The sequence below is a fragment of the Microbacterium sp. EG9 genome (assembly GCF_059759475.1).
The window spans coordinates 574526-598250 of record NZ_CM186217.1 but is presented as its reverse complement, the minus strand read 5'-3'; the positions used below and the strand labels follow the sequence as shown (position 1 = coordinate 598250).

At 70.0% G+C, this 23725-nt stretch carries 18 protein-coding genes; 6 read left to right on the top strand and 12 right to left on the bottom strand.

The genetic code is table 11. The features are described from left to right. Nucleotides 1-23: 23 nt before the first annotated feature. From AC6CQV_RS02600 to AC6CQV_RS02580, 5 genes are read right to left on the bottom strand one after another with little or no spacing between them, the layout of a single operon-like run. A complete protein-coding gene (locus AC6CQV_RS02600; RefSeq protein ID WP_498260178.1) occupies nt 24-1199 on the bottom strand; it encodes a mannosyltransferase family protein in 1176 nt (391 codons plus the stop codon). 45 nt (nt 1200-1244) lie between these two features. Then, nucleotides 1245-2381 carry a UDP-galactopyranose mutase gene (gene glf / locus AC6CQV_RS02595; protein WP_498260177.1) on the bottom strand — a complete coding sequence of 379 codons (1137 nt, stop codon included), beginning with the start codon at nt 2379-2381 and terminating at the stop codon, nt 1245-1247. Next, nucleotides 2381-3268 (bottom strand): glycosyltransferase, encoded by an 888-nt coding sequence (locus tag AC6CQV_RS02590; protein WP_498260176.1) that lies wholly within the window; start codon nt 3266-3268, stop codon nt 2381-2383. Before AC6CQV_RS02590 ends, glf begins: the two co-directional genes overlap by 1 nt. A gap of 4 nt (nt 3269-3272) precedes the next feature. Continuing rightward, nucleotides 3273-4442 carry a glycosyltransferase family 2 protein gene (locus AC6CQV_RS02585; protein WP_498260175.1) on the bottom strand — a complete coding sequence of 390 codons (1170 nt, stop codon included), beginning with the start codon at nt 4440-4442 and terminating at the stop codon, nt 3273-3275. Between the two features lie 30 nt (nt 4443-4472). After that, nucleotides 4473-5705, bottom strand: a complete 1233-nt coding sequence (locus AC6CQV_RS02580; protein WP_498260174.1) for a lipopolysaccharide biosynthesis protein — start codon at nt 5703-5705, stop codon at nt 4473-4475. A gap of 58 nt (nt 5706-5763) precedes the next feature. Between AC6CQV_RS02580 and AC6CQV_RS02575 the strand changes: the two genes are divergently transcribed. After that, a complete protein-coding gene (locus AC6CQV_RS02575) occupies nt 5764-6645 on the top strand; it encodes a glycosyltransferase family 2 protein (protein ID WP_498260173.1) in 882 nt (293 codons plus the stop codon). A 6-nt stretch (nt 6646-6651) separates the two neighbouring features. Here the strand turns inward: AC6CQV_RS02575 and AC6CQV_RS02570 are convergent, their stop codons facing one another. Beyond that, complete coding sequence (locus AC6CQV_RS02570) at nt 6652-8685, bottom strand: DUF7657 domain-containing protein (protein ID WP_498260172.1); 2034 nt, start codon at nt 8683-8685, stop codon at nt 6652-6654. 106 nt (nt 8686-8791) lie between these two features. Here AC6CQV_RS02570 and AC6CQV_RS02565 point away from each other — a divergent pair, with 106 nt between their 5' ends. Further along, the gene (locus tag AC6CQV_RS02565; RefSeq protein WP_498260171.1) at nt 8792-9823 is read left to right on the top strand and encodes a glycosyltransferase family protein; all 1032 of its coding nucleotides are present in this window, start codon (nt 8792-8794) and stop codon (nt 9821-9823) included. Here the strand turns inward: AC6CQV_RS02565 and AC6CQV_RS02560 are convergent. From AC6CQV_RS02560 to AC6CQV_RS02540, 5 genes are all read right to left on the bottom strand, one after another. Beyond that, on the bottom strand, nt 9804-11024 hold the full coding sequence (locus AC6CQV_RS02560; protein WP_112932977.1) for an ABC transporter ATP-binding protein: 1221 nt from the start codon (nt 11022-11024) through the stop codon (nt 9804-9806). The genes AC6CQV_RS02565 and AC6CQV_RS02560 overlap by 20 nt on opposite strands. A 5-nt stretch (nt 11025-11029) precedes the next feature. Continuing rightward, nucleotides 11030-11947: an ABC transporter permease gene (locus AC6CQV_RS02555; RefSeq protein WP_498260170.1), complete on the bottom strand. Its 918-nt coding sequence runs from the start codon at nt 11945-11947 to the stop codon at nt 11030-11032. A 70-nt stretch (nt 11948-12017) separates the two neighbouring features. After that, nucleotides 12018-13847 (bottom strand): rhamnan synthesis F family protein, encoded by a 1830-nt coding sequence (locus AC6CQV_RS02550; protein WP_498260169.1) that lies wholly within the window; start codon nt 13845-13847, stop codon nt 12018-12020. A 6-nt stretch (nt 13848-13853) separates the two neighbouring features. After that, nucleotides 13854-14726 carry a glucose-1-phosphate thymidylyltransferase RfbA gene (gene rfbA, locus AC6CQV_RS02545; RefSeq protein ID WP_112932593.1) on the bottom strand — a complete coding sequence of 291 codons (873 nt, stop codon included), beginning with the start codon at nt 14724-14726 and terminating at the stop codon, nt 13854-13856. Between the two features lie 18 nt (nt 14727-14744). Next, nucleotides 14745-16397 (bottom strand): glycosyltransferase family 2 protein, encoded by a 1653-nt coding sequence (locus AC6CQV_RS02540; protein ID WP_498260168.1) that lies wholly within the window; start codon nt 16395-16397, stop codon nt 14745-14747. Between the two features lie 174 nt (nt 16398-16571). Here AC6CQV_RS02540 and AC6CQV_RS02535 point away from each other — a divergent pair, with 174 nt between their 5' ends. Further along, on the top strand, nt 16572-17942 hold the full coding sequence (locus tag AC6CQV_RS02535; RefSeq protein ID WP_498260167.1) for a glycosyltransferase: 1371 nt from the start codon (nt 16572-16574) through the stop codon (nt 17940-17942). Here the strand turns inward: AC6CQV_RS02535 and AC6CQV_RS02530 are convergent. Beyond that, entirely contained in the window at nt 17916-19880 is a 1965-nt protein-coding gene (locus AC6CQV_RS02530) for a glycosyltransferase family 4 protein (protein WP_498260166.1), read from the bottom strand. The genes AC6CQV_RS02535 and AC6CQV_RS02530 overlap by 27 nt on opposite strands. A gap of 206 nt (nt 19881-20086) precedes the next feature. On the opposite strand from AC6CQV_RS02530, the gene AC6CQV_RS02525 reads away from it, so the two are divergent. The 3 genes from AC6CQV_RS02525 to AC6CQV_RS02515 all read left to right on the top strand — a co-directional run bounded on the left by AC6CQV_RS02525 (nt 20087) and on the right by AC6CQV_RS02515 (nt 23723). Then, nucleotides 20087-21217, top strand: coding sequence for a glycosyltransferase family 2 protein (locus tag AC6CQV_RS02525; RefSeq protein ID WP_498260165.1), 1131 nt, complete (start codon nt 20087-20089; stop codon nt 21215-21217). 78 nt (nt 21218-21295) lie between these two features. After that, nucleotides 21296-22294 carry a dTDP-glucose 4,6-dehydratase gene (rfbB, locus tag AC6CQV_RS02520; RefSeq protein WP_498260164.1) on the top strand — a complete coding sequence of 333 codons (999 nt, stop codon included), beginning with the start codon at nt 21296-21298 and terminating at the stop codon, nt 22292-22294. A 4-nt stretch (nt 22295-22298) separates the two neighbouring features. Then, nucleotides 22299-23723 carry a sugar nucleotide-binding protein gene (locus tag AC6CQV_RS02515; protein WP_498260163.1) on the top strand — a complete coding sequence of 475 codons (1425 nt, stop codon included), beginning with the start codon at nt 22299-22301 and terminating at the stop codon, nt 23721-23723. Nucleotides 23724-23725 lie beyond the last annotated feature (2 nt).

Here is a 23725-nt window from a genome sequence, read left to right as displayed (position 1 = left end):
CGCCCGGTTCGCGGGCCGCGAGGTCAGTCGGCCCAGCGCCCGAGGGCGAACTGGAACGTGTTGAACCACAGGAGGGCGGTCGAAGCCCCGAGCACCGCGATGAAGACCCAGAACCGCCATCCGCGTCGATCGGCGCCCCGGCCGACGACCAGCGGGATCGGGAAGAGGGTCGTGCTGTTGCGGGCCAGCGACAGCCACGAGTTGCTCGTCATGAGCGAGGCTGCGGTGAGACCGACGAAAGCGAACTGCGCCCAGTCTCGACGCCAGGCCAGCCACGCCGCGAAGATGAGGATGAGAACCCCGAAGACGATATCCATCAGGAACTGCGGCTGCGCCTGGGTGCCCGAGGGCGCCAGCATGGCACGGACTGTCGCGCTCAGCGAATCCCAGGGAAAGAGCGTGGCGCGATCCCACCCGGCACGCTGGGCGCGCCACCACGCGTCGATGTGCCCGGTCTGCAGCCACAGCCACGCGAGGTAGGCGGCGACGCCCGCCGCGCCCAGCGCGACGCCGCAGAGGTCGTGGCGAAGGACCTTCCGCCCGGTGCGGCGAGCCTGGACGACGAACATCACCAGGAGCGCGGCGACGAGGAAGAGGCCGTTGGCTCGTGTGAAGCCGGCGCACGCGGCGAAGGCGCCCGCCCACCACCAGCGTTCGGTGCTGCCGGCGTACCAGGCCGCGAGCGCGGCGGCCAGGAACAGGGACTCCGAGTAGGAGGCGTGCAGGAAGACCGCGTAGGGCCCGAAGGCGAACAGGACGACCGCGGCGGTCGCGGTGCGCGAGGTCCCACCCAGCCGGATGCTGAGACGCCAGAGCAGGATGCAGGCGATCAGGCCGCCCAGCGCAGCCACGAGGGCCATCGCCCGCGGCACCGGGTTCGCCGAGAAGGGTCCCAGCACCCAGGCGACGGCTCCGGCCGCGAGCGGATATCCCGGGAAGAAGGCGTAGGACTCGATCGCACCGTCCGCGGCGTAGCCCCGCTCCGCGATCGTGCGGAACCATCCCGAGTCCCAACGGTGCAGGAGCATCGCGGGCGAGGCGGCGCCGAACGCGGAGTCGGTCTCGATCCACAGCGCGATCATGGCGATCGAGGTCACGAAGACGCGCGATGCCAGCCACACCGCTCCCCCGACCGCACCGGCCCGCCACCACGGACGGTCACTCCATCTGACGGTCCCCAAGACCACCGTCGTCGTCATCTTGTCGTTCTGCTCCGCGTGTCTCTGACTGCTCCGTGGTCTCCGCTACGCGAGATGGTTGTTCCACAGAGACAGGGCCGATCCGATGGCCATGTGCATGTCGAGGTACTGGTAGGTTCCGAGACGGCCCCCGAAGTGCACGTCCTTCTCCCCCTTGGCGAGGTCGCGATAGGCGAGCAGCCTCGCGCGATCGTCGGGCGTGTTCACGGGGTAGTAGGGCTCGTCGTCACGTGTCGCGAATCGCGAGAACTCCCGCATGATCACGGTCTTGTCCGTCGGGTACCGGGCCGCGCGCTCCGGGTGGAAGTGCTTGAACTCGTGGATGCGGGTGTAGGGCACCTCGGCATCCGCGTAGTTCATGACGCTCGTGCCCTGGAAGTCGCCGATGTCGAGCACTTCTTCCTCGAAGTCGAGCGTCCGCCACGCCAACGCCCCCTCCGCGTCGTCGAAGTACCGGTCGACCGGTCCCGTGTACACGACCGGCAGCTGGCCCACGGTGGCCCTCTTGCTCCACGGCTGTGTGTCATCGAAGTAGTCCGTCGACAGCTTCACGTCGATGTTGGGGTGATCGGCCATCCGCTCGAGCCAGGCCGTGTACCCGTCGGTGGGAAGGCCCTCCCAGGTGTCGTTGAAGTAGCGGTTGTCGTACGTGTACCGGACCGGCAGACGACTGATGATCTCGGCCGGCAGCTCGTGCGGGTCGGTCTGCCACTGTTTGGCCGTGTAGTCGCGGATGAAGGCCTCGTACAGCGGGCGTCCGATGAGACCGATCGCACGCTCCTCCAGGTTCTGCGCGGCCTTCGGATCGAACTCGCCCGCGAGCTCGTGCACCAGCTCTCGCGCCTGATCGGGCGTGTACGCCGCCTGGAAGAACTGGTTGATCGTGCCCAGATTGATCGGAAGCGGGTACACCACGCCCCGGTGGTTCGTGTACACGCGGTGGACGTAGTCGGTGAACGTCGTGAAGCGGTTGACGTACTCCCACACGGTCGCGTTCGACGTGTGGAAGAGATGCGCCCCGTAGCGGTGCACCTCGATCCCGGTGGTCGCCTCGTCCTCGCTGTACGCGTTCCCGCCGATGTGGTGGCGGCGGTCGATGACGGTCACCTTCCGCCCCGCGGCCGCGGCGCGTTCGGCGACCGTGAGACCGAAGAACCCCGAACCGACGACAAGAAGGTCCATCACCATCTCCTCTCGCGCGCCGGGTAGCGAAGACCGGCGATCACCCCGCGCCCGGCCTCGCGGATCTTGGCCCTCCGGTGGTCCTCGAGCAGGAGGAGCTTGACCCACGCTTTGGTCGTGAACCACAGGTCTTCCCAGAACCATCGCCCGAACCCGTACCGGCGTGTGACGATGACACGATTGCGGGTCGCATGGAAGATCCGGGTGAGCGAGTAGTTGGCCAGGTACACGCGGCGACCGAACAGCGTGGTGGGCGCGGAGTCGCCGAACCGGTGGTCGAGGACCGCGTCGTAGACCTTCAGGTTGCGATAGCCCGCTCGTCGCGCACGCAAGCAGATGTCGTGGTCGACGTAGTCGATGAACAGCGGCTCGTCGTGAAGCCCGATGCGCTCCAGCAGCGCGCGGCTGAACGACGAGCCCGAGCTGATGAGGACGTCCTTCTCCTCGACTCCGACGCCGCGCTCGGGGCGATAGATGATCCCGGTCGCCGCCGAGCGCAGCGACGGACCGATCACTCCGGCCTCCGGCACCCTCGACCGCGCGCGCGTCAGCGTCTCGATGAACCCCGGGGTGATCGTGCTGTCCTGGTCGAAGACCACGACCTCGTCGTACCCCGCGGCGATGGCCGCGCGCATGCCGGCGTTGAAGCCGGCGGCGACCCCACGGTTCGCGTGCTGTGGAAGCCAGCTCACCCGCGGATCCTCGTGGAGCGCCGCGCGCACACGGGCGCTCGACGGGTCGTCGGGTGAGTTGTCGACGATGTAGACGTGGTCCGTCTGCGCGCGCAGCGCCCTCACGTTCTCCTCGGTCACCGGGTCGGGGAGGAAGAGCAGCACCACTCCCGCGACGGAGCGAGAGTCGCCGGGTGCTACGGGAGCCGCGGCCACCGTGTCACGACCGGGTGGGGATGGTGAGGATGCCGATGAACATCCCCGTCATGATCGTCTGGGCGCCGAGCACCATCAGCATCGAGGCGGGCACCGCGACACGCAGCGTGGCCTGAGGATCGAGGGCGCCGAAACCGGACTGCCCCCACGAGACGAACTGGATGACGAGGACCACGATCCCGATGAGCAGCGCGGCCGATCCCACGAGCGAGAAGGACTCGAGGGATGCCCGTTGAGCGAACCAGGCGAAGCTGCGGCTGCGGGGAAGCCGGAACCCTTCGCGTTCCGCGTACAGCTTGGTCAGGATCGCGAAGAGGACGCCCTGATAGCCGACGACGGCCAGTGCGGACAGGTAGACCTGGCTGGCCACGTCGAACCCGACGCCGCCGATGCGGGTCGGGCCGAAGAGAAGGAGCAGGGAGCCGACGGCGCCCAGCACGAGCGCGATCAGCCCAGGCACGAGGAACAGCCAGCGGGGGCTGAAGATCAGCAGGAACCGGAGGTGGCGCCACCCGTCGCGCCAGCTGCGCAGGTGCGGCGGCCGGCTGCGGCCGTCCTTGCTCAGCGTCGTCGGCACCTCGCTCACCTGGAGTCCGGCCAGAGTGGACTTGACCACCATCTCGCTGGCGAACTCCATGCCGGTGGTCTTGAGCTCGAGCCCGAGCATCGCGCGTCGGTTGTAGCCGCGCAGACCGCAGTGGAAGTCGCGGATCGGCGAACGGAACAGCATCCGACCGATCCACGTCAGGACCGGGTTTCCGAGGTACTTGTGCAGCGGGGGCATCGCGCCCGGCTCGATGCCGCCGAGGAACCTGTTTCCCATGACGAGGTCATCGCCGGCGCGCAGGCGCTCCACGAAGGGGTCGAGCGCCGTGAAGTCGTAGCTGTCATCCGCGTCGCCCATGATGACGTAGCGTCCGTTGGCCGCCTCCATGCCGCCGATCAGCGCGGCCCCGTAGCCCTTGACCGGGATGTCGACGACGCGGGCGCCGTGATCGACGGCGATCTGCTGCGATCCGTCGGTGCTGCCGTTGTCGGCGATGAGCACCTCTCCGTGGACGCCGGAGGTCTGCAGGTACCCCTTCGCCTTGTCGACGCACGTCGCGAGAGTTTCGGCCTCGTTGAGGCAGGGCATAAGGATCGTCAGCTCGACGTCGTCAGTCGCGTTCATCATCGCTCTCGGGTTTGGGGCAACCACGGGAGTCTACCCGGAAGCCGCAGAGGATCTGCTGTGCCCGGCGGGGCGCAGCGCGACGATCGCGAGCAGCAGCACGGTCAGCGACATCCCGCCGCCCGTTCCGACGACCGCCCCGACGCTTCCGCCGGCGGCAGCTCCCACGACGACCATCGTGAGGAGCCCCACGACGGATCCGACGCCGCTGCAGACCGTCGCCGTCCGGGCCCGGCCGTCGGTGGCGAGGAAGGCGGCGAGGAAGACCGACACCGAGAACCCCCAGACCGCGACCATCAGGCCTTGTGCCAGGGGGACCGCCGGGACGAAGGCGGAGCCGTAGACGAGGGGCAGCACCACGGGCAGCAACGCGGCGACGATCGCGCATCCGGCCGCCATCACCGCAGACAACGCAACCGTGGCCCGACGCACCGCGCCCAGCCGCTCGGCGGCGGGGAGCGCGGACCACCGCCCGAAGCGCGGAAGCATCGCCTGCGTCACGGCCTGGGCGACCATCGACGCGGGCGTCGCGAGGGCGAGGGCCGCGGCGAACTGGCCTGCCGCCCCGGGCGTGTCGAGCGCCGTCGCCACGACCATCGACACCTGCATGAGCCCGTTCGTCGCCAACAGCGCCAGAGAGCTCCACGCGATGAACGACACGAGCGGCACGGCGGTTCGATCGTCGCTGCCCGAAGCGGCCTCGCCGGGGCGGACCGCGACGACGGCGGCCACCGCGAAGACGAGGTAGCCGAGGACGGCCGGGACGAGCGCCCACTCCCGCCACCCGACGGAGAGGAAGACGGCGAGCGCCAGGAGGGCGACGATGCCGGACACGACGTCCCACACGGCCGCCGATCGGAGCTTGCCGACACCGATCAGCATGCCCCGCGCGAAGATGTAGGCCGACCACGCCGCCGTCAGGCCGACGGCCTGAACGGCCGCGGCCGCGCCGCCGCCCAGCAGCAGCATCGCGACCCCGGCCCCCAGCCCCAACGGGATCAGCGAGAGCGCGAGGGAACGCCGCAGCGCACGCAGGACCCCGGGGCGATCGGCACGGCCGAAGGCGGCGGCGGCGTTTCCCGCCGCCGTCGGCCACAGCAGCGAGAGGAGGATCGCCACGGCGAAGCCCACGTTGACGGCGGCCAGGCTGTCGGCGCCCAGCACCCTGCCGACGACGGCCGTGTACGCGAATCGGGACACTCCCTGCGCCAGGAGGCCCACCGTCGAGATCACCGAGTCGACGAGCGCCGAATCACGTCGTCCCATGAGAGGGAATACTATCGTTCGACCGCGCGCGTCCGCCGCGGGGAATGAGGGACACCACGTGCTCGACATCATGTTGCCGTTCTACGGTCGCGAGGATCACTTCCGCGCCGCGGTGACGAGCGTCCTTCAGCAGGACAGCGATCAGTGGCGGCTCGTGATCATCGATGACGCCTATCCCGACCCCGCTCCGGGGGCCTGGGCGCGCCAGATCTCGGATCCCCGCGTGGAGTACCGGCGCCACGAGGTGAACCAGGGCATCAACCGCACGTTCCAGGAATGCCTCGATCTGTCGACGGCGACCTGGGTGAGCGTGTTCGGCTGCGACGACCTCATGCAGCCGAACTACGTCCGCCGCGTGGCCGAGCTCACCGCACAGTTCCCCGACGCCGGCATCATCCACCCGGGAACCGACGTCATCGACGCCGACGGCGCCCCGGCGCGCACGATCGTCGACACGGCGAAGGCCTTCTACCGCCCGCGGGGCCCGCGCCCGCGGGTGCTCGGCGGCGAAGAGCTGGCGGTCAGCATCACCCGCGGCAACTGGATGAACTTCCCTGCGCTGGCGTGGCACGGACCGACGGTCCGCGGGATGGGGTTCCGCCCCGGCTACCAAATCGTGCAGGACCTCGCGCTGGCGCTCGACGTCTGCCGGGCGGGGCGCACTCTCGTCCTCGACGACGAGGTCGTCTTCCACTACCGCCGCCACCGCGGCAGCGTGTCCTCGTGGCAGGCCGTCGACGGAACGCGCTTCCGGGAGGAGCGCGCGTTCTTCCTCAGCGAGGCCGAGACGTTCGACGACGAGGGATGGCACCGCGCGGCGCGGGCCGCGCGTCGGCATCTGTCCAGCCGCATCAACGCCGCGACGCAGCTCCTGCCCGCCCTGCGCGCCGGCGACCTCCACGGTGCCCGCGGACTCCTGGCGTACGCCGCCGGGCGCTGATCGCCGTCAGGGCCGCGGCACCACCTTCGAGATGGTCAGAGCACCGTCGGGAAGATCGAAGGAACGCACCGCCGTGAGGCATGCGCTCGACTCGTCGGACGCGGCATCCGAGAGGACATAGGTGACGTGCTCCTGCGCGAAGGTGGAGCAGGCGTCGAAGGTGACCTCGATCTGGTCGGGGTAGGGGTTGCTCACCACGGGCTCCCCGTCGCCCGGCACCCACGACACGCCGGCGAGGCGGTTCCACTGGTACTCGTAGCTGCCCGAGGGATCGATGGCGTCCCACATCTCGCGCCCCGGAGCGCCCTGGAACCCGTTGAACGCGGTGGCGCCGCTCTCCAGCAGAAGAGCCGTCACGACCTTGCCCCCGACGCCGACCCAGGTGCCGGCGTGCGCGTCGTCGAGCTCCTCGATGGCCTGCGCGGGCGCGGTCGTGCGCAGATCGAAAACGCCCAGATAGAGGGGGTTGATGTTGTACGACGCGACGACGGAGAGCACGAGCATCCCCGCGGCGGCGATCGTCCGCCACCCCCGGGCCACCGCCAGGATGACGATCGCGCCGACCGCGGCATACGCCCACCACACGCCCGCGGCGGCGAGGAGGTCGGGGGCGCGCAGGCCCACGGCGACGGCGATCCCGACCTGCGACAGGAGGAACACGGCGGGGCCGATCGCCGAGACGACCCAGCCGGGGCGCGCGGCGGGCGTCACCCGCGCCATCAGCAGGACGAGGACGACGAGCGAGCCGAACCCCAGCCCGATCCTGATCCGCCCCAGCGTGGTGCGATCGAGCAGGAGCAGGTGGGCGACGGCATCCCAGCCGGGGATGAAGGCGAACGCGAGCAGCACCAGCAACGCGACGTAGCCGAGCAGGAGCGCCCACGGCGTGGGCCGACCCTTCCGTCGCTCGCGGACGACGAGCCAGAGCACGACCACGCCCAGGAACAGGCCGGGCAGGAAGAAGGTCGCCGACTCCGACGCGTTCGGGTCGATGAAGCGTCCCGCCCGGCGCAGCGCATTGGTGAAGGAGGAGCCGAACAGTGCGGCGACCGCCTCCGGGTTCGCGCCGTGGCCGGTCTGCTCGAGCCGTTCGCCCGGGTAGGCCGTGGAGAGGAAGGCGGAGACGGTCCCCCACCGCGTGAGAAGCCAGACGACGAGCACGCCCGCCGCCGCGACGCCCGCACCGAGGACGACCCCGAGGCGGCGCAGCACGGACGCCCAGCCGATCCGGGGCGCGGCCTCGATCGCGACACCGACGACCACCGCCGCCACGACGAGCGCGACGGGGATGATGAAGGGGACGTAGATCCCCATCGCGACCACCACCGTCAGGTACCCGATGAGGATCCCGAAGGTCCACAGGCTCCGCCGCGTGCGCGATCTCGTCACCCAGAAGGCGGCGGTGAGTACCAGCAACCCCCACGCGACGGGCCACAGCGTGGTCTGCAGCAGCCACCAGGCGAAGAACGGGCTGGCCGCGAAGGCGACCGCGACGCTCAGCGCGGTGAGGGGACGCCGCGGGAGCACCGTCAGGACGAAGGCATAAGCGGCCGCAGCGACACCGAAGACCGGCAGCCACCACTTCCACGCCTGCGCGTGCCCGACGTCGAACACGAGGAATCCCCACAGGTGGGGGCGGAAGACGACGCTCCAGTCGACCCGCGGCAGGTCCTGCGGCAGGCTCGTGTCCATGCCGCCGGGGAACGTGCCGTTGATCGCGGGCAGGCCCTGCTCGACCTGGGCGATCGCCCACACCGTCTGGACGTTCCACTCGTCGGTGCGGATCGTGTTGGGGTGTCCGAACAGCAAGGCGGGGTCGCTGCCCGAGGACACCATCGGGAAGAACGCGCCGGAGGACGTCCCGTTGATGGATGTCGCGACGAGGGCGAGGAACACCACCGCCAGGATGGCCAGCCCGCCGATCAGGAGATGGGTCGCGGGCAGGCCCACGGGCGTGGGCGCGCACCAGGCGCTCCACCTCTCGCGGACATCCGTCACCGCGCGGCGCGCCGCGTCGATGCGTGACTCCGGTGCACTCACGCCGATCCCTCCCCGCCGATCGGCTCGACCCGCCGGACCCAAGACCTCCACATTATCAACGCGCACCCTGGGCGGATGCCGCGAGCGACCGCCTTATCATCGGGGGATGAGTACGGACGGTCCCCCGGCCCGATCCCGCGCGTCGAGCTTCGCCGGTCGCGCGAGACGCCTCGTCACCGACCCGGTCGGCACGGTGCGGCGGTGGCGCGCCCGGACGGCACGCCTCCGGCGCTTCGAGGCGGGGACCTTGACCTGGGCCATCAAGATCAGCGCTCCCGACGACGCGAGCGCCGCACGCTGGGGCGACATGGCGTTCGCCGCCGATCTGGCCGAGGCGCTGAGCGCCGCGGGGCAGAACGTGCGCATCGACCGCCTCGGCGCACCCGCGCAGGCACCCGCCGACGTCACCCTCGTGCTCCGCGGCCTCCACCGCATCGCCCCGGAGCCCGCGTCGATCAATCTGCTGTGGGTCATCAGCCACCCGGACGACGTCGCGGACGAGGAGATCGCCCTCCCCTGGGACCGCGTCTTCGTCGCCAGCGACTCCTATGCGCGCAGCGCGAGCTGGGGGGCCGAGCCCCTCCTCCAGGCGTCGTCGCCGCGCCGGTTCCAGCCCGGACCCCCCGATCCCGACCTGCGCGAAGAGGTCGTGTTCGTCGGCACGACCCGCGGAGTGGAAAGGCCGGTGATCCGGGATGCGATCGCGGCCGGAGCGAAGGTCGCGATCTACGGGCACAACTGGGAGGAGTTCGTCGACTCCTCCTATATCCGCGCCGACCACCTCGAGTTCGCCCGGGTGCCGGCCGCCTATCGGAGCGCCGGCATCGTGCTCAACGACCACTGGGAGGACATGCGCGCCCACGGGTTCGTCTCGAACCGCCTGTTCGACGCCGCATTCGTCGGCGCGCGGATCATCTCCGACCGCGTGCCCGGCGCCGAGGAGGTCTTCGGAGGGCTGGTTCAGTCGTACACGACGACCGAAGAGCTCGAGGCGCTGCTGCGCGGCGAAGGCTGGCCGTCGGAGTCGGAGCGGCTCGCCCTGACCCGGCGGGTCCGCGAACGGCACTCCTTCGATGCGCGCGCCCGCACGCTGATCGCGGCGGCGCGCGCCGCCGCGATCACTGCTCGTCGGCGTTGAATCGCACCTGCACGGCCGCGTCGTCGACACGGAGCACACCGGTGGTGCGCGCGTAGGGTTCCGCGTCGAAACTCGCCGCCTGGGGCAGATCGTGGATGTGCCGGCTGGCGGAGTCCATGAAAGACGTGTTGACGAAGTACTTGCCCTCGCCGAAGGTGGTCCCCTTCAGGACGAAGGTCACCGAGGCGTCGCCCCGCAGCGGGGGCAGCTCCATGCCCAACCGGCGCGTGTCGGTGCCCATCACCTTCTGACCGAGGGTGTTGTCGATCTGGATGGCGCACAGCCAGTCCTCGAGCCGATCGGTCGAACGCACGTGTGCGGTGATCTCCAGGTCGCCGCCGAATCGCAGCGGGCTGCCGGGGGCCGCACCCACGACGACGGCCTGGGTGCCGACGACGACGCCCTCCGGCGTCGCCGGCTCCTCCGTCTCGCTGCGCTCCGCGAGGCGGCGGGTCTCGAGGATGTCGCGGAACGCGGCCACGGCACCCGGCGGGTCGCCGTCGTAGACGATCTCGCCACGGTTCAGCAGCACCGCTCGATCGCACAGCTCCGTGATCTGCCCGAGGGAATGGCTGACGATGATGATGGTCCGCCCCTGCTCCTGGAAGCTGCGGATCTTGTCGAGGCACTTGCGCTGGAAGGCCTCGTCGCCGACGGCGAGCACCTCGTCGACGAGGAGGATGTCGGGATCGGTGTGCACCGCCACCGCGAACGCGAGCCGCACGTACATGCCGGACGAGTAGAACTTCACCTGGGTGTCGATGAAGTCGGCGATGCCGGAGAACTGGACGATGTCGTCGAACTTCTCGTCCGTCTCCTCCCTGCTGAGGCCGAGCACCGACGCGTTGAGGTAGACGTTCTCCCGACCGGTCAGATCGGGGTGGAAGCCCGCGCCGAGCTCGAGCAGCGCTGCCAGACGTCCCCGCTGGCTCACCTCGCCCGCCGTCGGGTCGATGATCCCGCCGATCACCTTGAGAAGCGTGCTCTTGCCCGAACCGTTGTGCCCGATGAGACCGATCGTCGTGCCGGCGTGGATGTCGAGACTGACATCGCGCAGCGCCCAGAAGTCCTCGCGGTGACGCCGTCCCGCCCGACCGAGCGTGACGATGCGCTCCTTGATCGACGAGTCCTTGCGGACCGTGAAGCGTTTGGACACCTCGGCCACCCGGACCACGACGGGCGTATCGACGACTGACGACATCTTGTTCACATCTCCTGGGCGAAGTTGCCCTGCAACCGCAGGAACACGCGGTGGCTGACGAAGAGCAGGGCCAGCCCGACCACCAGCGCGATCGCCATGCGCAGCAGGAGGCCGTCGGGCTGAGGGACGCCGTCCCCCGCGACCCAGAAGGCGTGCTGGAAGCCGATGACCGCGAGAGTCAGCGGGTTGTTGGTGTAGACATCCAGCAGGAGCGGCGAATGGATGCTCGAGCTCACCATCTGCCAGCTGTAGACGACCGGGCTCGCCCAGAACAGCAGCATCGTGCCCAGCTCGACCAGGTACTGCACGTCTCGCAGGTACACGTTCAGGGCGCTGAACAGCAGCCCGAGGGCGGTGCCGAACACCACGATCAGGGCCAGCGCGGGGAAGAAGTAGAGCAGCTGGAGGTGCACCGGCGGCTTGCCGATGACGAAGGTCGCGACGATCAGCACCACGAGCTGGATGCCGAAGTTGAACAGCGCCGATCCCACGCTGGCGAGCGGGAACACCTCGCGCGGCACGTAGACCTTCTTCACGAGGCCCGAGTTGCCCAGGATCGAGCCCGTGGCGCCCACCGTGATCTCCGTGAACAGACCGATCGCCGTGAGTCCGGCGAAGATGTACACGGCGAAATCGGGGATCCCGCGCGCCGCCTGCAGGAACTGGCCCACCACGATGAAGTAGATCGCCAGCTGCAGCAGCGGGCGCGCCAGCGACCAGAAGAAGCCGAGCGTGGAGTCCTTGTAGCGCGACTTCAGGTCACGGCGCACCAGCAGGCCCAGCATCTCGCGGTGCCCGAGCAGGTCGCGCAGCGACGACCACGTGCGCCCGAGGCCGAAACCGGAGGCCGCGCCGATCGTCCGCATCGGAGTCCGCTCCAGGCGGTCGTATCGCGCGGTCGCAGAATCCGAGGACTGAGACATCCTTGAGATTCTACGCGAGCCGTCGTCGCGCTCGGGACACCGATCGCCCGGGGTCGCGGCGGCGACGGCGTCAGACCGGCATCCCCCAGCGGCGCAGCCGCGCGGCCGCGCGCGGGTGATGCCGTCGGAGGTACATGCGGGCGAAGTCGCGCCAGCGTCCCGAGCCCACGGGGCCGACCGATCGCAGGTAGGCGATCGCCTCGCCGCCGTCCGGCGGCAGCGAGGACGAGAGCGCGTCCAGGCGGTACTCGATCGCGGTGTGACTGATCGCCGTGTACGTCGGCGTCGCGACGGCGCGTGCATGGTAGCCGCGCTCCGCGGCCGCCAGGACGGGCAGCCGCTCCAGCACGTGCGCCAGCCCGCCGTCGACGTACGCCTCGGCCCCGCCGAAATCGGCGTAGTGCCAGGCATGGTCCACGAGCGGACGCAGTGCGTCCGGGCGTGCGACGAACATCGACCCGTATGGGGCGATCGGGGACCCCTCGTCCAGGGGCACGTCGATGCCGAGCGTGGCGCAGAGGCGCGCCGCGCCGTCACGGTTCGCCCACCACGCATGACCCATCGTCGGGTAGCCGAGGTGGACCATCGGGGGGTGGACGATGCCGAGCGTCCTCTCGCGCTGGAAGAGTGCGACGAGCTCCGCGGCGTAGCCGCGCGACGGCAGGAGGTTCTCGAGCAGCTGATCGCGGAAGTGCCGCGCGACACCGGGATCGTCCTGGGGCGACGCCTTGGAGTGCAGCTTGACGACCAGGTCGTAGCGGTCTGCCCGGAGCTCCTCCCGGCATCCGATCAGGAAGGCGCTCTGGTCACGACCGTCGTTGGAGTCGACGACGCGCACCTCGACCTGCGCCGCGCCCTCGGTGACTCCCAGCACCTGACGGATGCGACCCGCCCGCTCCTCGTCGGGTGTCGTCACGATGACGTCGAACCCGGCCGGCAGGCGCTGGGCGTACGCCATCAGCTCGGGGGCCCTGTCGGGGTAGTACACGTGCATGGCCACCAGGATGCGCATCGGCCGCGTCGCGTCGTACCCCTCGCCGCCGTGCCCGAGGACCTCGAACAGCGCCGCATTGGTGGACAGGACCCGGGGGGCGACGCTCGTGACCAGCGCGGGCCACACGAGATCGACCGGGTAGCCGGCACGCGCCGCCTGGACGAGCAGCTCACGCCCGATCACCCCGTGGCGCGCCAGGTCCTCCGGCGGCGCGCCGAACACCGACCGCTCCAGGAGCGGACAGCCCGCCGCGAGACGAGCCGCGGGAGAGAACACGACGCCCTCCTGCTCGCCGTCGGCCCGGCGCCGGGCCGACGGAAAGGCGACATCGCCGGAGAAGCCGGCGGCACGGAGCTCGTCCGCCCAGGCCGCGGTCGCCGACACCCCGTCGACGCCCGGCACGCCCGCCCGCCGCCGCCAGAACGGCGAGGACAGCACCGCCGGACGCAGGACGATCCATTCCGGCGGGCGGACGCCCTCGAGGTCGCGGGGGGCTCGATCCACGTCGGTCATCGTCCAGTAGTCGGCCGGGCGCGATGCCATCCGCGCGAACACGTCCGCGAGGGGCGTCACCGGGCCGAACCACGAATCGTCGGTCAGCACGAGCTCGTCGACGTCGTCCAGCCGATCCCCCACGCGCGCGATCCCGTCCGCGAAGGCGGACGCGGTCGCCGTGGGGTCGTCGCAGAGCACCACCTCATCGGCGACGGCGGCCACTCGTGCCCGCGAGAGGTCGTCGGATGCCCCGTCCAGCACGACCACGAGGATCTCGGCCTCGCGTCTCAGCCGTTCCAGCGCGTACAGCGCGTAGTCGTGGACGCGCCCCTTGCGGCAGGCCGTCGCGTACACGACGGCGCGGCGCGGCGCCGGTGTCGCGGGCAGGGGGTCACGCGTGTCGGCAGACACCGGGACTCAGCGCGCTCCCTGCTCGAGCACCTTCAGCAGATAGGCGCCGTAGCCGCTCTTGACGAGAGGCTCGGCCCGCTCGCGCAGCTCGTCGTCGGAGAGGAACCCCATCCGCCAGGCGACCTCTTCGGGCGACCCGATGGACAGCCCCTGACGCTTCTCGACGGTGCGGATGAAATCGGTGGCTTCGCTGAGGGAGTCGAAGGTGCCCGTGTCGAGCCACGCGGTGCCGCGCGGCAGCAGCTCGACGCGCAGGGCCTCCCGTTCGAGGTACGCCTTGTTCACGTCGGTGATCTCCAGCTCGCCGCGCGGCGACGGAGCAAGGCCCTTCGCGATCTCGATCACGTCGTTGTCGTAGAAGTACAGTCCGGGCACCGCATAGTTGCTCTTCGGCGCGACGGGCTTCTCCTCGAGAGAGACCACGTTGCCTTCGGCGTCGAACTCGACCACCCCGTACGCGGTCGGGTCGTCCACCCAGTACCCGAAGACGACCCCGCCGGTCAGCTCGCTGTACTGGCGCAGTCGCGTTCCCATGCCCGGGCCGTAGAAGATGTTGTCGCCGAGCACGAGAGCCACCGACTCGGAGCCGATGTGCTCCTCTCCGAGGATGAACGCCTGCGCCAGACCGTCGGGGCTCGGCTGGGCCGTGTAGGTGATGGAGACGCCGAAGCGCGATCCGTCGCCGAGAAGGCGCTGGAACTGCCCGGCGTCCTGCGGCGTCGTGATGATGAGGATGTCGCGGATGCCCGCAAGGATCAGCGTCGAGAGCGGGTAGTAGATCATCGGCTTGTCATAGACCGGCACGAGTTGCTTCGAGATGCCGAGAGTGATCGGGTGGAGCCGCGATCCCGTGCCGCCGGCGAGAATGATGCCACGCATGTCCCCCATTGTGGTGGATCAGACGGGGCTCGTCGAATACGATCGCACCGCTTCGACGAATCCGTGCTGGGCAGCCCGCGCCGCTCGCGCCGCGGAATCGTGCCCGTTCGCGCGCAGTTCGCGCCAGATGTCGTCGTCCGCCACGACATCGCGCAGCGACGACGCGAGCTGGGCGAGGTCGCCGGGACGATGGGTGAGGGCGTTGTACCCGTCGAGCACCTCGTGACTGAGCCGCGCGTCCTGAGGGGCGAGGTAGGCCGCTCCGATCGACATCCCGGCGAAGGGCTCGAGGCTCGAGGAGTGTGCCCGCAGATCGACCACGGCGCGGGGCCGCAATGCCCGGACATCGTCGATGTGGGCCCCGGCCGGCAGATGGGTCGCGCGGCCGATCGCATCCACCGCGGCGCGCGTCGCCGGGTCGGCGCCGAGGGTCACGATGAGATCGTCCGACGCGTCGGCCAGGTCGGCGGGGGCGACGGCGGGAGCGATGCGGCGGCGCACCTCCCAGGCCGCCTCGGCCTGGAGCTGCGCCGCGGTCCAGCGGTTGGGTGCGACGTAGTCGAACTCTGGCCGGTATCCGGCGATGATCGAGGCCTGGCGTGCCGGGTCGTGCGGGTAGGCGATGCTCTCGATCGAGGGGAGCAGGTAGATCGGCAGGGATCCCGCCGTCCCCGCCAGCCACCCCGTGGTCGCCGCACGCCAGTCGCAGACCACCACGACGCCGGGCGTCGCCGCGAGGTCGCGCAGGAGGTCCTCGTCGGGATCCTCCGACACGTCGATCACCCGCGACTGCCGGCCTTCCGCTCGGAGGTGCTCGGCGAGGCCGTCCACATACCGTCGCCACATGGGTTCCGTGGCGTCGCCCACCAAGAACGTGACGGGAGCCTCGTCGGACATCTCCCGCGCCAGGAAGTCCGCCTGCCAGCGGCGCCAGAACCTGCGCATCGACGCCAGCTCACGCGGACCCTGACTGTACCCGCGCGACGCCGACTCGTGGTGGATGAGCATGGCCGCCGGCTGGTAGTAGCACCGCACCCCGCGCGCCCACGCACGCAACCCCAGGTCGACGTCCTCGAACCCCAGCCAGTACTCGTCGTCCAGGAGCCCGACCCGCTCGTACGCGTCGCGCGTGATGTAGACGCAGGCGCCCGAGATCGACCGGTTGTAGCCCGGGACGTTCGCCGTCGGCTTCATCGCCGGTGCGCCGACGTGGAGGTGCCCGAACCACTGGGGCGCGAGAAGCCTCGCGTAGTAGGTGCCGGCGTACTGGATGCGACCGGTCGGGTAGACGAGCTTCGGGCTGACCATCCCGATGTGCGGATCGATCTCGTACGCGCTGTACTGCAGCGCCTCGAGCCATCCCGGCTGCGCCACGATGTCGCTGTTGAGCAGGACGATGTCGTGCCGGGCGAGCTCCATGCCGACGTTCACGGTGCCCGCGAAGCCTCGCCGTCGGTCCTTCAGCACCACGCGCACCGTGTCGCTCTCCAGCGTCATCAGCTGCGCCGACACCTCCGCATCGATGAAGTCGTCGACGATGATGACCTCGTACTCGACGTGCGCGCAGGTCTCCTCGATGCTGCGCAGCGCCTCGCGCAGCAGCGGGAGGTCGTTGTAGCTGGGGATGACGATGCTGACCGGCCGGCCGTGCGCGTCGAACCAGGACCGCATGCCGGGATTGGGCTCGGCGCCCGCCGTGTTGAGAGAATAGGATCGCCGGGCCCACTTCTCCCGTACACGCTCCTGAGCGCTGCGGGGAAGAGCGTCGACGGCACGACGTGCGATCCTCTTGAGGATGTCAGGCATAAGGCGGCGCGTTCTTTTTCGATGATTTCGGAGTTTTCCATGGTACCCATCGCACGCGAGACGCCCGCACGGCCACGGATGGTGGTGGTGGCGGCCGACGTCGTCGGCACGCAGATGGCGGGCCCCGGCATCCGCGTCGTCTCGATCGCGCGGGAGCTCGCGCGCGTCGCCGACGTGACCCTCGCCGTCGGCACACCGGAGAGCGAGCTCAGCGCCCTCGCGGACGAACCGTTCGCGATCGTCTCCTACGACCACCCCGATGCCCTCGTCCCCCTCGTGGAGGCCAGCGACGTCGCCTTCTGCCAGATCACCGACGAGAACGTCGTGCGGCGCGGCGTCGCCGCCGGCTGCCGATTCGTCTTCGACCTCTACAACGCGCTCCCGGCGGAGGCCATCGGATCCGACCGCATCGGCGGCTTCGACACCCAGCCCCAGATGGACGACGTCTTCCGCAACGTCCTCTCCTTCTTCCGCCTCTGCATGACCGCCGGCAGCTACTTCGTCACCTCGAACGAGCGTCAGCGCGACTTCTGGATCGGCTACATGCTGGCGTCGGGCGGACTGCTCCCCAGCAATCTCGACGGTCGCGACGTGGGCGAGATCGTCGGCCTCGTGCCGTTCGGCATGGAGCGCGGCGAACCCGCCGCGACGACGCACCCGCTGCGCGGGCAGGGCGCGATCGCCGAGGACGACCTCATCCTCTTGTGGGCCGGCGGCATCTGGGACTGGTTCGACGCCGAGACGCCGATCCGGGCCGTCGCCGCGGTCCGAGAGGAGCATCCCGAGGTGCGACTCGTCTTCTACGGCACGACCCATCCGAACCCTCTCGTCGGCCGTCCCCGCAACGTCGAGCGGGCCATGACCCTGGCCGCCGAGCTGGGCGTGCTCGACGACGGCGTGCACTTCATCGACGGCTGGGTGCCGGCCGCGGAACGCGCCGGGTACCTGCTCGATGCGGATGTCGCGGTCTCGGCACACAAGGAGTCTTTCGAGACGCGATACGCCTTCCGCACCCGCATCCTCGACCACTTCTGGGCGTCGCTGCCCAGCCTGGTCACCGAAGGCGACTGGTTCGCCGACTACATCGATCAGCTCGACCTGGGCGAAGTCGTGGGCTACGGCGACGTCGAGCAGACACGAGCCGCGATCCTCCGGCTCGCCGACCCGCAGCGACGGGCGCAGATCCGCGCCAACATCGCCCCCATCCGCGAGACGTGGCGTTGGGAGTCGACGACCTCCGACCTGATCGACGCCGTGGCCCACTGGCAGACGCGGCTGCCGCAGCGGACCCTCGCGGAGGTCACCGCCACGCCACCGGCACCGGCGCCGCGCAGCGCCCTGCGGGAGCTGGTCTCCCGCTCGCCGCTGGGCGCGCTCTACCGGTCACTCCGCAAACGGCTCTCCCGCTGAGGCCGCCTCGGCGACCCGCTGGTAGAAGTCGGCGACGTCGTCGAGCACCAGCGGCCACCGATACCGCTGCGCGGTCTCCAGCCCGGCGCTCGCCAGCCGCGCACGCTCGTCGGGGTCCGCGAGCAGCGCGCGCAACGCCTCCGCCAGGGCGCGATCGTCGTCCTGCGGCACCATGACGCAGTTGACCCCGTCGATGCAGAAGTCCCGGTTGCCGTGCGAGTCCGTGGTCACCACGGGCGTTCCGGCCGCCATGGCCTCCAGGATGGGCAGGCAGAAGCCCTCGTGCCGCGACGTCTGCACGAAGACGGCCGCGCTGTTGTAGAGCTCGTTGACCTCGGCGTCGCTGGGGCGCTCGACGTACTCGACACCCTCGTCGACGAGCACGTCGGGCTCGGTGCCGAACAGGAGGAGGGTCGGGCGTGGCGCGGGGAGGGAGCGCCAGGCACGCGCCGTCATCGCGAAGTTCTTCTGGAAGAAGGAGCGTCCCAGCGCGACCACGGTGTCGCTCTCGCGGAGCCACCCGGGCAGTTCGCGGAAGACCGAGGGGTCGTAGCCGTTGCGGATGAGCGTCGCGGTGACGCCGACCTCGGCGAGCTCCCCACGCTGATAGGTCGCCTCGGTGACGGCGATCATCTCGCGTCGGTAGGAGGCGACGACTGCCGCCCGTGCCACCGGATCGTCCGGGTAGAACCAGGTCTCGAACTCCTGGATCAGGTAGACCGGAACGCCGTGGTTGGCCGTCGCCAACCAGACGATGTCCGCGGTCTCCCACCAGGTCGCGACCTTGATCGCATCCTCGTTGCGCAGCGACAGCAGGAGGTCGTCGTAAGAGCGGTAGGTCGCGACGCGCACGCGCAGGTCGAACCACTCCGGGTGCTCCTGGAGGGACCAGATCTCCACGTCGAACCCGCGGTCGGCCAGTCCGTTGGCCAGCTCGAAGACGATGCGGATGCCGCCGCTGATGCTCGTCGCGTTGAGCACGAAGATCACGCGCAGGCGTCCGTCCTCGCCGCGGACCTCCCGGTGGAGGATCCACCGGCGGGACTCCCCCACCAGCGTGAGCTCGGGCACCGTGCGCACCTCGACCGCCGTGGACGACAGGCAGAGGGTGCGGATGTTGCCGGACCAGCCTCGACGCACGAGGATGCCGACCTGTGCGTCGAGGTCGAGTCCCCGCAGGTGCCGCCCCGCGATGTCGACGCGGTCGATGGCCGCCGACGTCGCGTAGAAGCCGTGCGCGGCGGCCGTCAGCACGTACCGCGGGATGGCACCGCTTCCCTGGTCGGCCGGGCCCGTCCAGCGCGGGAGGACGTCGCCCTCGCGCCGGTCGACCTCGTAGCCGGCGGCGAGCCCCGCCGGCGACGAGAACGCCGGTGTGACGAAGCCCACCTCCCCATCGCGGTGGTACTCGTGCGCCGCATGCTGGAGCTGCGAGATCGTCGGCACCGACAGCAGCCCCTCGCGCGCGTCGATGAGGACGAGGTCCCATCGCCGGTGCTCGCGGTGCATCCAGTCGAGGATGGCCGCCAGCTCGATCTCCGGAGCCCCCGATCGCCCGGAGACGTCGACGCCGGGCGGGACGACGGTCAGCCCCGCGGCCGTCTCCGGCGACAGCAGGAAGTGGGAACGCAACGCGCGACGCGTGTCGGTGAGCCACTTCGCCAGTCCGGGTCCCGCGGGACCGTGGACGACGATGACGGTCGGCTTCCACCTCGAACGACGCCAATACTCGGCCCGCGCGGGGGTCAACGAGGTCGTCACTCCGTTCGCGTAGGTCGCTCCGCGCGGTGCGACGTACGCGCGCAGGCTCCGGCGGTGCGCGGCGAAGGCACGGGGCCCCAGACGGACGAGGGTGGCGAGGGCGCCGACCTTCGACGAGACGGTTTCGAGGGTATCCGCGACCAGGCGCACGGCGCGCCGAGTGATCCGCTTGAGCATGTCACCTGCTTCTGTTCGAGACTGCCGGACAGACAGCAGGTTCGAGTGTACGGGCGGTCCGCGTGAGAAGACTGGATGCCCGGTGACGGCGGCATCCGCGCCCGGAGCCCGGGAGCGCGCCCACCGGGAGCGCGGCCATCCAGAGCGCGCCCATAGAGTAGGAGGACAGCGACCCCCTCTATCCCGAGAGATCCAGAATGATTGCGATGACAATGATGGTCCGCGATGAAGCGGACATCGTCGGTGCGATGATCGAGCACCACCTGGCGCAGGGAATCGATCTCTTCCTCGTCACCGACAACGGATCGGTCGACGGGACGACCGAGATCCTGGAGGAGTTCGCTCGCGCCGGTCGGATCGAGCTCGCGCACGACCCTCGTCATCTCAAACAGCAGCACGAGGTCGTGACCGCGATGTCGCGCGAAGCGGCCCGCCGCGGCGCACAGTGGGTCCTCAACGCGGATGCCGACGAGTTCTGGGTGTGCGCGCACGATGCATCGCGCACCGTCGCCGAGGAGCTCGCGCTGATCGACCCGGCGATCGGGGCCTTCGAGGTGCCCGTCATCGACATGACGGGGGCGCCCGCGGTCGCCGGCAGCGGCCTGCAGCGACTGCTGTACCGCGACGAGCGCCCCGACGAGGTCATGCAGGCCCTCGGCATCCACGCGCATGCGACACCCGACGTGGCCTTCGTCCCCCGCGAGGACGTCACCGTCGCGCAGGGCAACCACTTCGTCGACGTGCCGCCGACGGGCGAGCTGGGACCCGGCCGCGGCCTGCGCGTGTATCACTTCCCCTGGCGCTCGTGGGCCCAGTTCGAGCGCAAGGTGAGCAACGCCGGGCGCGCCTATGAGGCGTCTCCGCACCTGCGCCCGAGCATCAACCACCACGGCATGAGGGACTACCGCCGTCTGCAGGACGGGCTTCTGCTCGCCTCGTACATCGCTCGGCACCCTTCCGCCGACGCGCTCGCGGAGGGGACCCGGGAGGGGTGGTTCATCGAGGACCGCCGGATCGCCGACGCGACGCCCTCCCCGGAGCCCGATGAGCTCTTCTCCCCCGAGACGATCGACCTCGAGCGGGAGGTGGCGATGCGAATGGTGCCGGTCGATCGCCGTGTCCTGGGTCTCGAACGGGAACGGCGCGAGGCCCTGGACCGTCTCGCCTTCGAGAACACCCACGTCGCGGAGCTGGACGAGCTCGTGGCAAGGTTGCGCGAAGAACGGGACGAGAGCCGCCGAGCCGAGCAGGAACGACGCGACGAGCTCACGGCCCTGCATCGGAGCCGACTGGTCCGATGGGCTCTGCGGCTCAGCGGCGCCCTGCACGCCCGCTAGCCCCCAGACGGCACGGGGGGGCGCTCGGCGGGTGCGACGTACACGGTTCCCCCGGGTTCGCCCCGGTATTCTGACCTGATGCGAAAGCTCCTCGTCACCGGCGGCGCCGGCTTCATCGGCTCCAACTTCGTCCACCACGTCATCGCGCACACCGACGACCACGTCACCGTGCTCGACAAGCTGACGTACGCCGGAAACCGGACCTCGCTGGACGGGCTCCCCGAGGACCGGCTCGCGTTCGTCGAGGGCGACATCGCCGATGCGGCGCTGGTCGACGAGCTGTTCGCCGGGGCGGATGCGGTGGTGCACTACGCCGCGGAATCGCACAACGACAACAGCCTGAACGATCCGCGTCCGTTCCTGGACACGAACATCATCGGCACGTACACGCTGCTGGAGGCCGCGCGTAAGCACGGGACGCGTCTGCATCACATCTCGACCGATGAGGTCTACGGGGATCTGGAGCTGGACGATCCGGAACGGTTCACCGAGAACACCCCCTACAACCCCTCGTCGCCGTACTCGTCGACGAAGGCCGGCTCCGACCTCCTCGTGCGCGCCTGGGTGCGCTCCTTCGGCGTGCAGGCGACCATCAGCAACTGCTCGAACAACTACGGCCCGTACCAGCACGTCGAGAAGTTCATCCCGCGCCAGATCACGAACGTGATCCGCGGCATCCGTCCGAAGCTGTACGGCAAGGGCGAGAACGTGCGCGACTGGATCCACGCCGACGACCACTCCTCCGCCGTGCTCACGATCCTCGACAAGGGTGTCATCGGCGAGACGTACCTCATCGGCGCTGACGGCGAGAAGGACAACAAGACCGTCGTCGAGCTGATCCTCGAGCTCATGGGTCAGCCCGCCGACGCCTACGACCACGTGACAGACCGTGCCGGCCACGACCTGCGCTACGCGATCGACTCCACGAAGCTGCGCACCGAGCTGGGCTGGACGCCGCAGTACCGCGACTTCGAGGCGGGGCTCGCCGCGACGATCGACTGGTACCAGCGGAACGAGGCGTGGTGGGCGCCCGCGAAGGACGGCGTCGAGGCGTTCTACGCGTCGAAGGGGCAGTGACGCGGTGACCGAGTACGGCAAGGACCTCGCGGTCGCCCAGACCGCCATTCCCGGCCTGGTCGTCTTCGATCTGCCGGTCCACGGAGATGCGCGCGGCTGGTTCAAGGAGAACTGGCAGCGGGAGAAGATGACCGCGCTGGGTCTGCCCGACTTCGGCCCCGTGCAGAACAACATCTCCTTCAACGACGCCGTCGGCACCACCCGCGGCATCCACGCCGAACCGTGGGACAAGTGGGTCTCGGTGGCGACGGGACGGATCTTCGGCGCCTGGGTGGACCTGCGCGAGGGGCCCACCTTCGGTGCGGTCTTCACGACCGAGCTCGATCCGTCGAAGGCGATCTTCGTCCCCCGCGGCGTCGGGAACTCGTACCAGACCCTGGAGCCCGACACCGCGTACACGTACCTCGTCAACGACCACTGGTCGCCGAGCGCGGAGTACTCGTTCCTCAACCTCGCCGACGAGACCGCCGCGATCGACTGGCCGATCCCGCTGGACGAGGTCGAGATCAGCGAGAAGGACAAGAACCACCCGCGTCTCGCGGACGTGACGCCCATCCCACCGAAGAAGATCCTCGTCGTCGGGTCGAACGGGCAGCTCGGCACGGCCCTGCGCGCCGAGTACGGCGACGCCGCCCACGTCGAGTACACCGACCGCAGCTCCCTCGACATCACCGCCCCCGGCCTCGACCGCGCGCGCCGCTGGCGGGACTACGGCGTCATCATCAACGCCGCCGCGTACACCAAGGTCGATCTCGCCGAGACCGAGGAGGGGCGCCGCGACGCATGGGCGGCCAACGCGACCGCCGTCGCCGCCCTCGCCCGCGTGGCGGCCGCGAACGACATCACCCTCGTCCACGTCTCCAGCGACTACGTCTTCGACGGCACGCTCGATCGCCCCTACACCGAGGACGACGCCGTCTGCCCCCTGGGCGTGTACGGACAGACCAAGACGGCGGGCGATCAGATCGTGTCCGGCGTGCCGCGCCACTACATCATCCGCACCAGCTGGGTCATCGGCGACGGCAACAACTTCGTGCGCACGATGGCCGCGCTCGCCGAGCGCGGCGTCGACCCGAAGGTGGTGAGCGACCAGACGGGCCGTCTCACGTTCACCGCGGACATCGCCGCCGGCATCCACCACCTCCTCACCACCGGCGCGGACTACGGCACGTACAACCTCACCGGCGGCGGCGAGCCGCAGACCTGGGCCGGCATCGCCCGGCGGGTCTTCGACCTCACCGGTCACGATCCGGCACGCGTGTCGGGAGTCACCACCGACGAGTACTTCGCCGCCGCGACGGCCCCCGTCGCGCCTCGGCCGCGCAACAGCGTCCTGGATCTGTCGAAGATCGCGGCGACGGGATGGGCTCCCCCGGCGTTCGAGGAGAGTCTGGGAGCGTACCTGGGGCACGCGAGCGGGCGATCCTGACG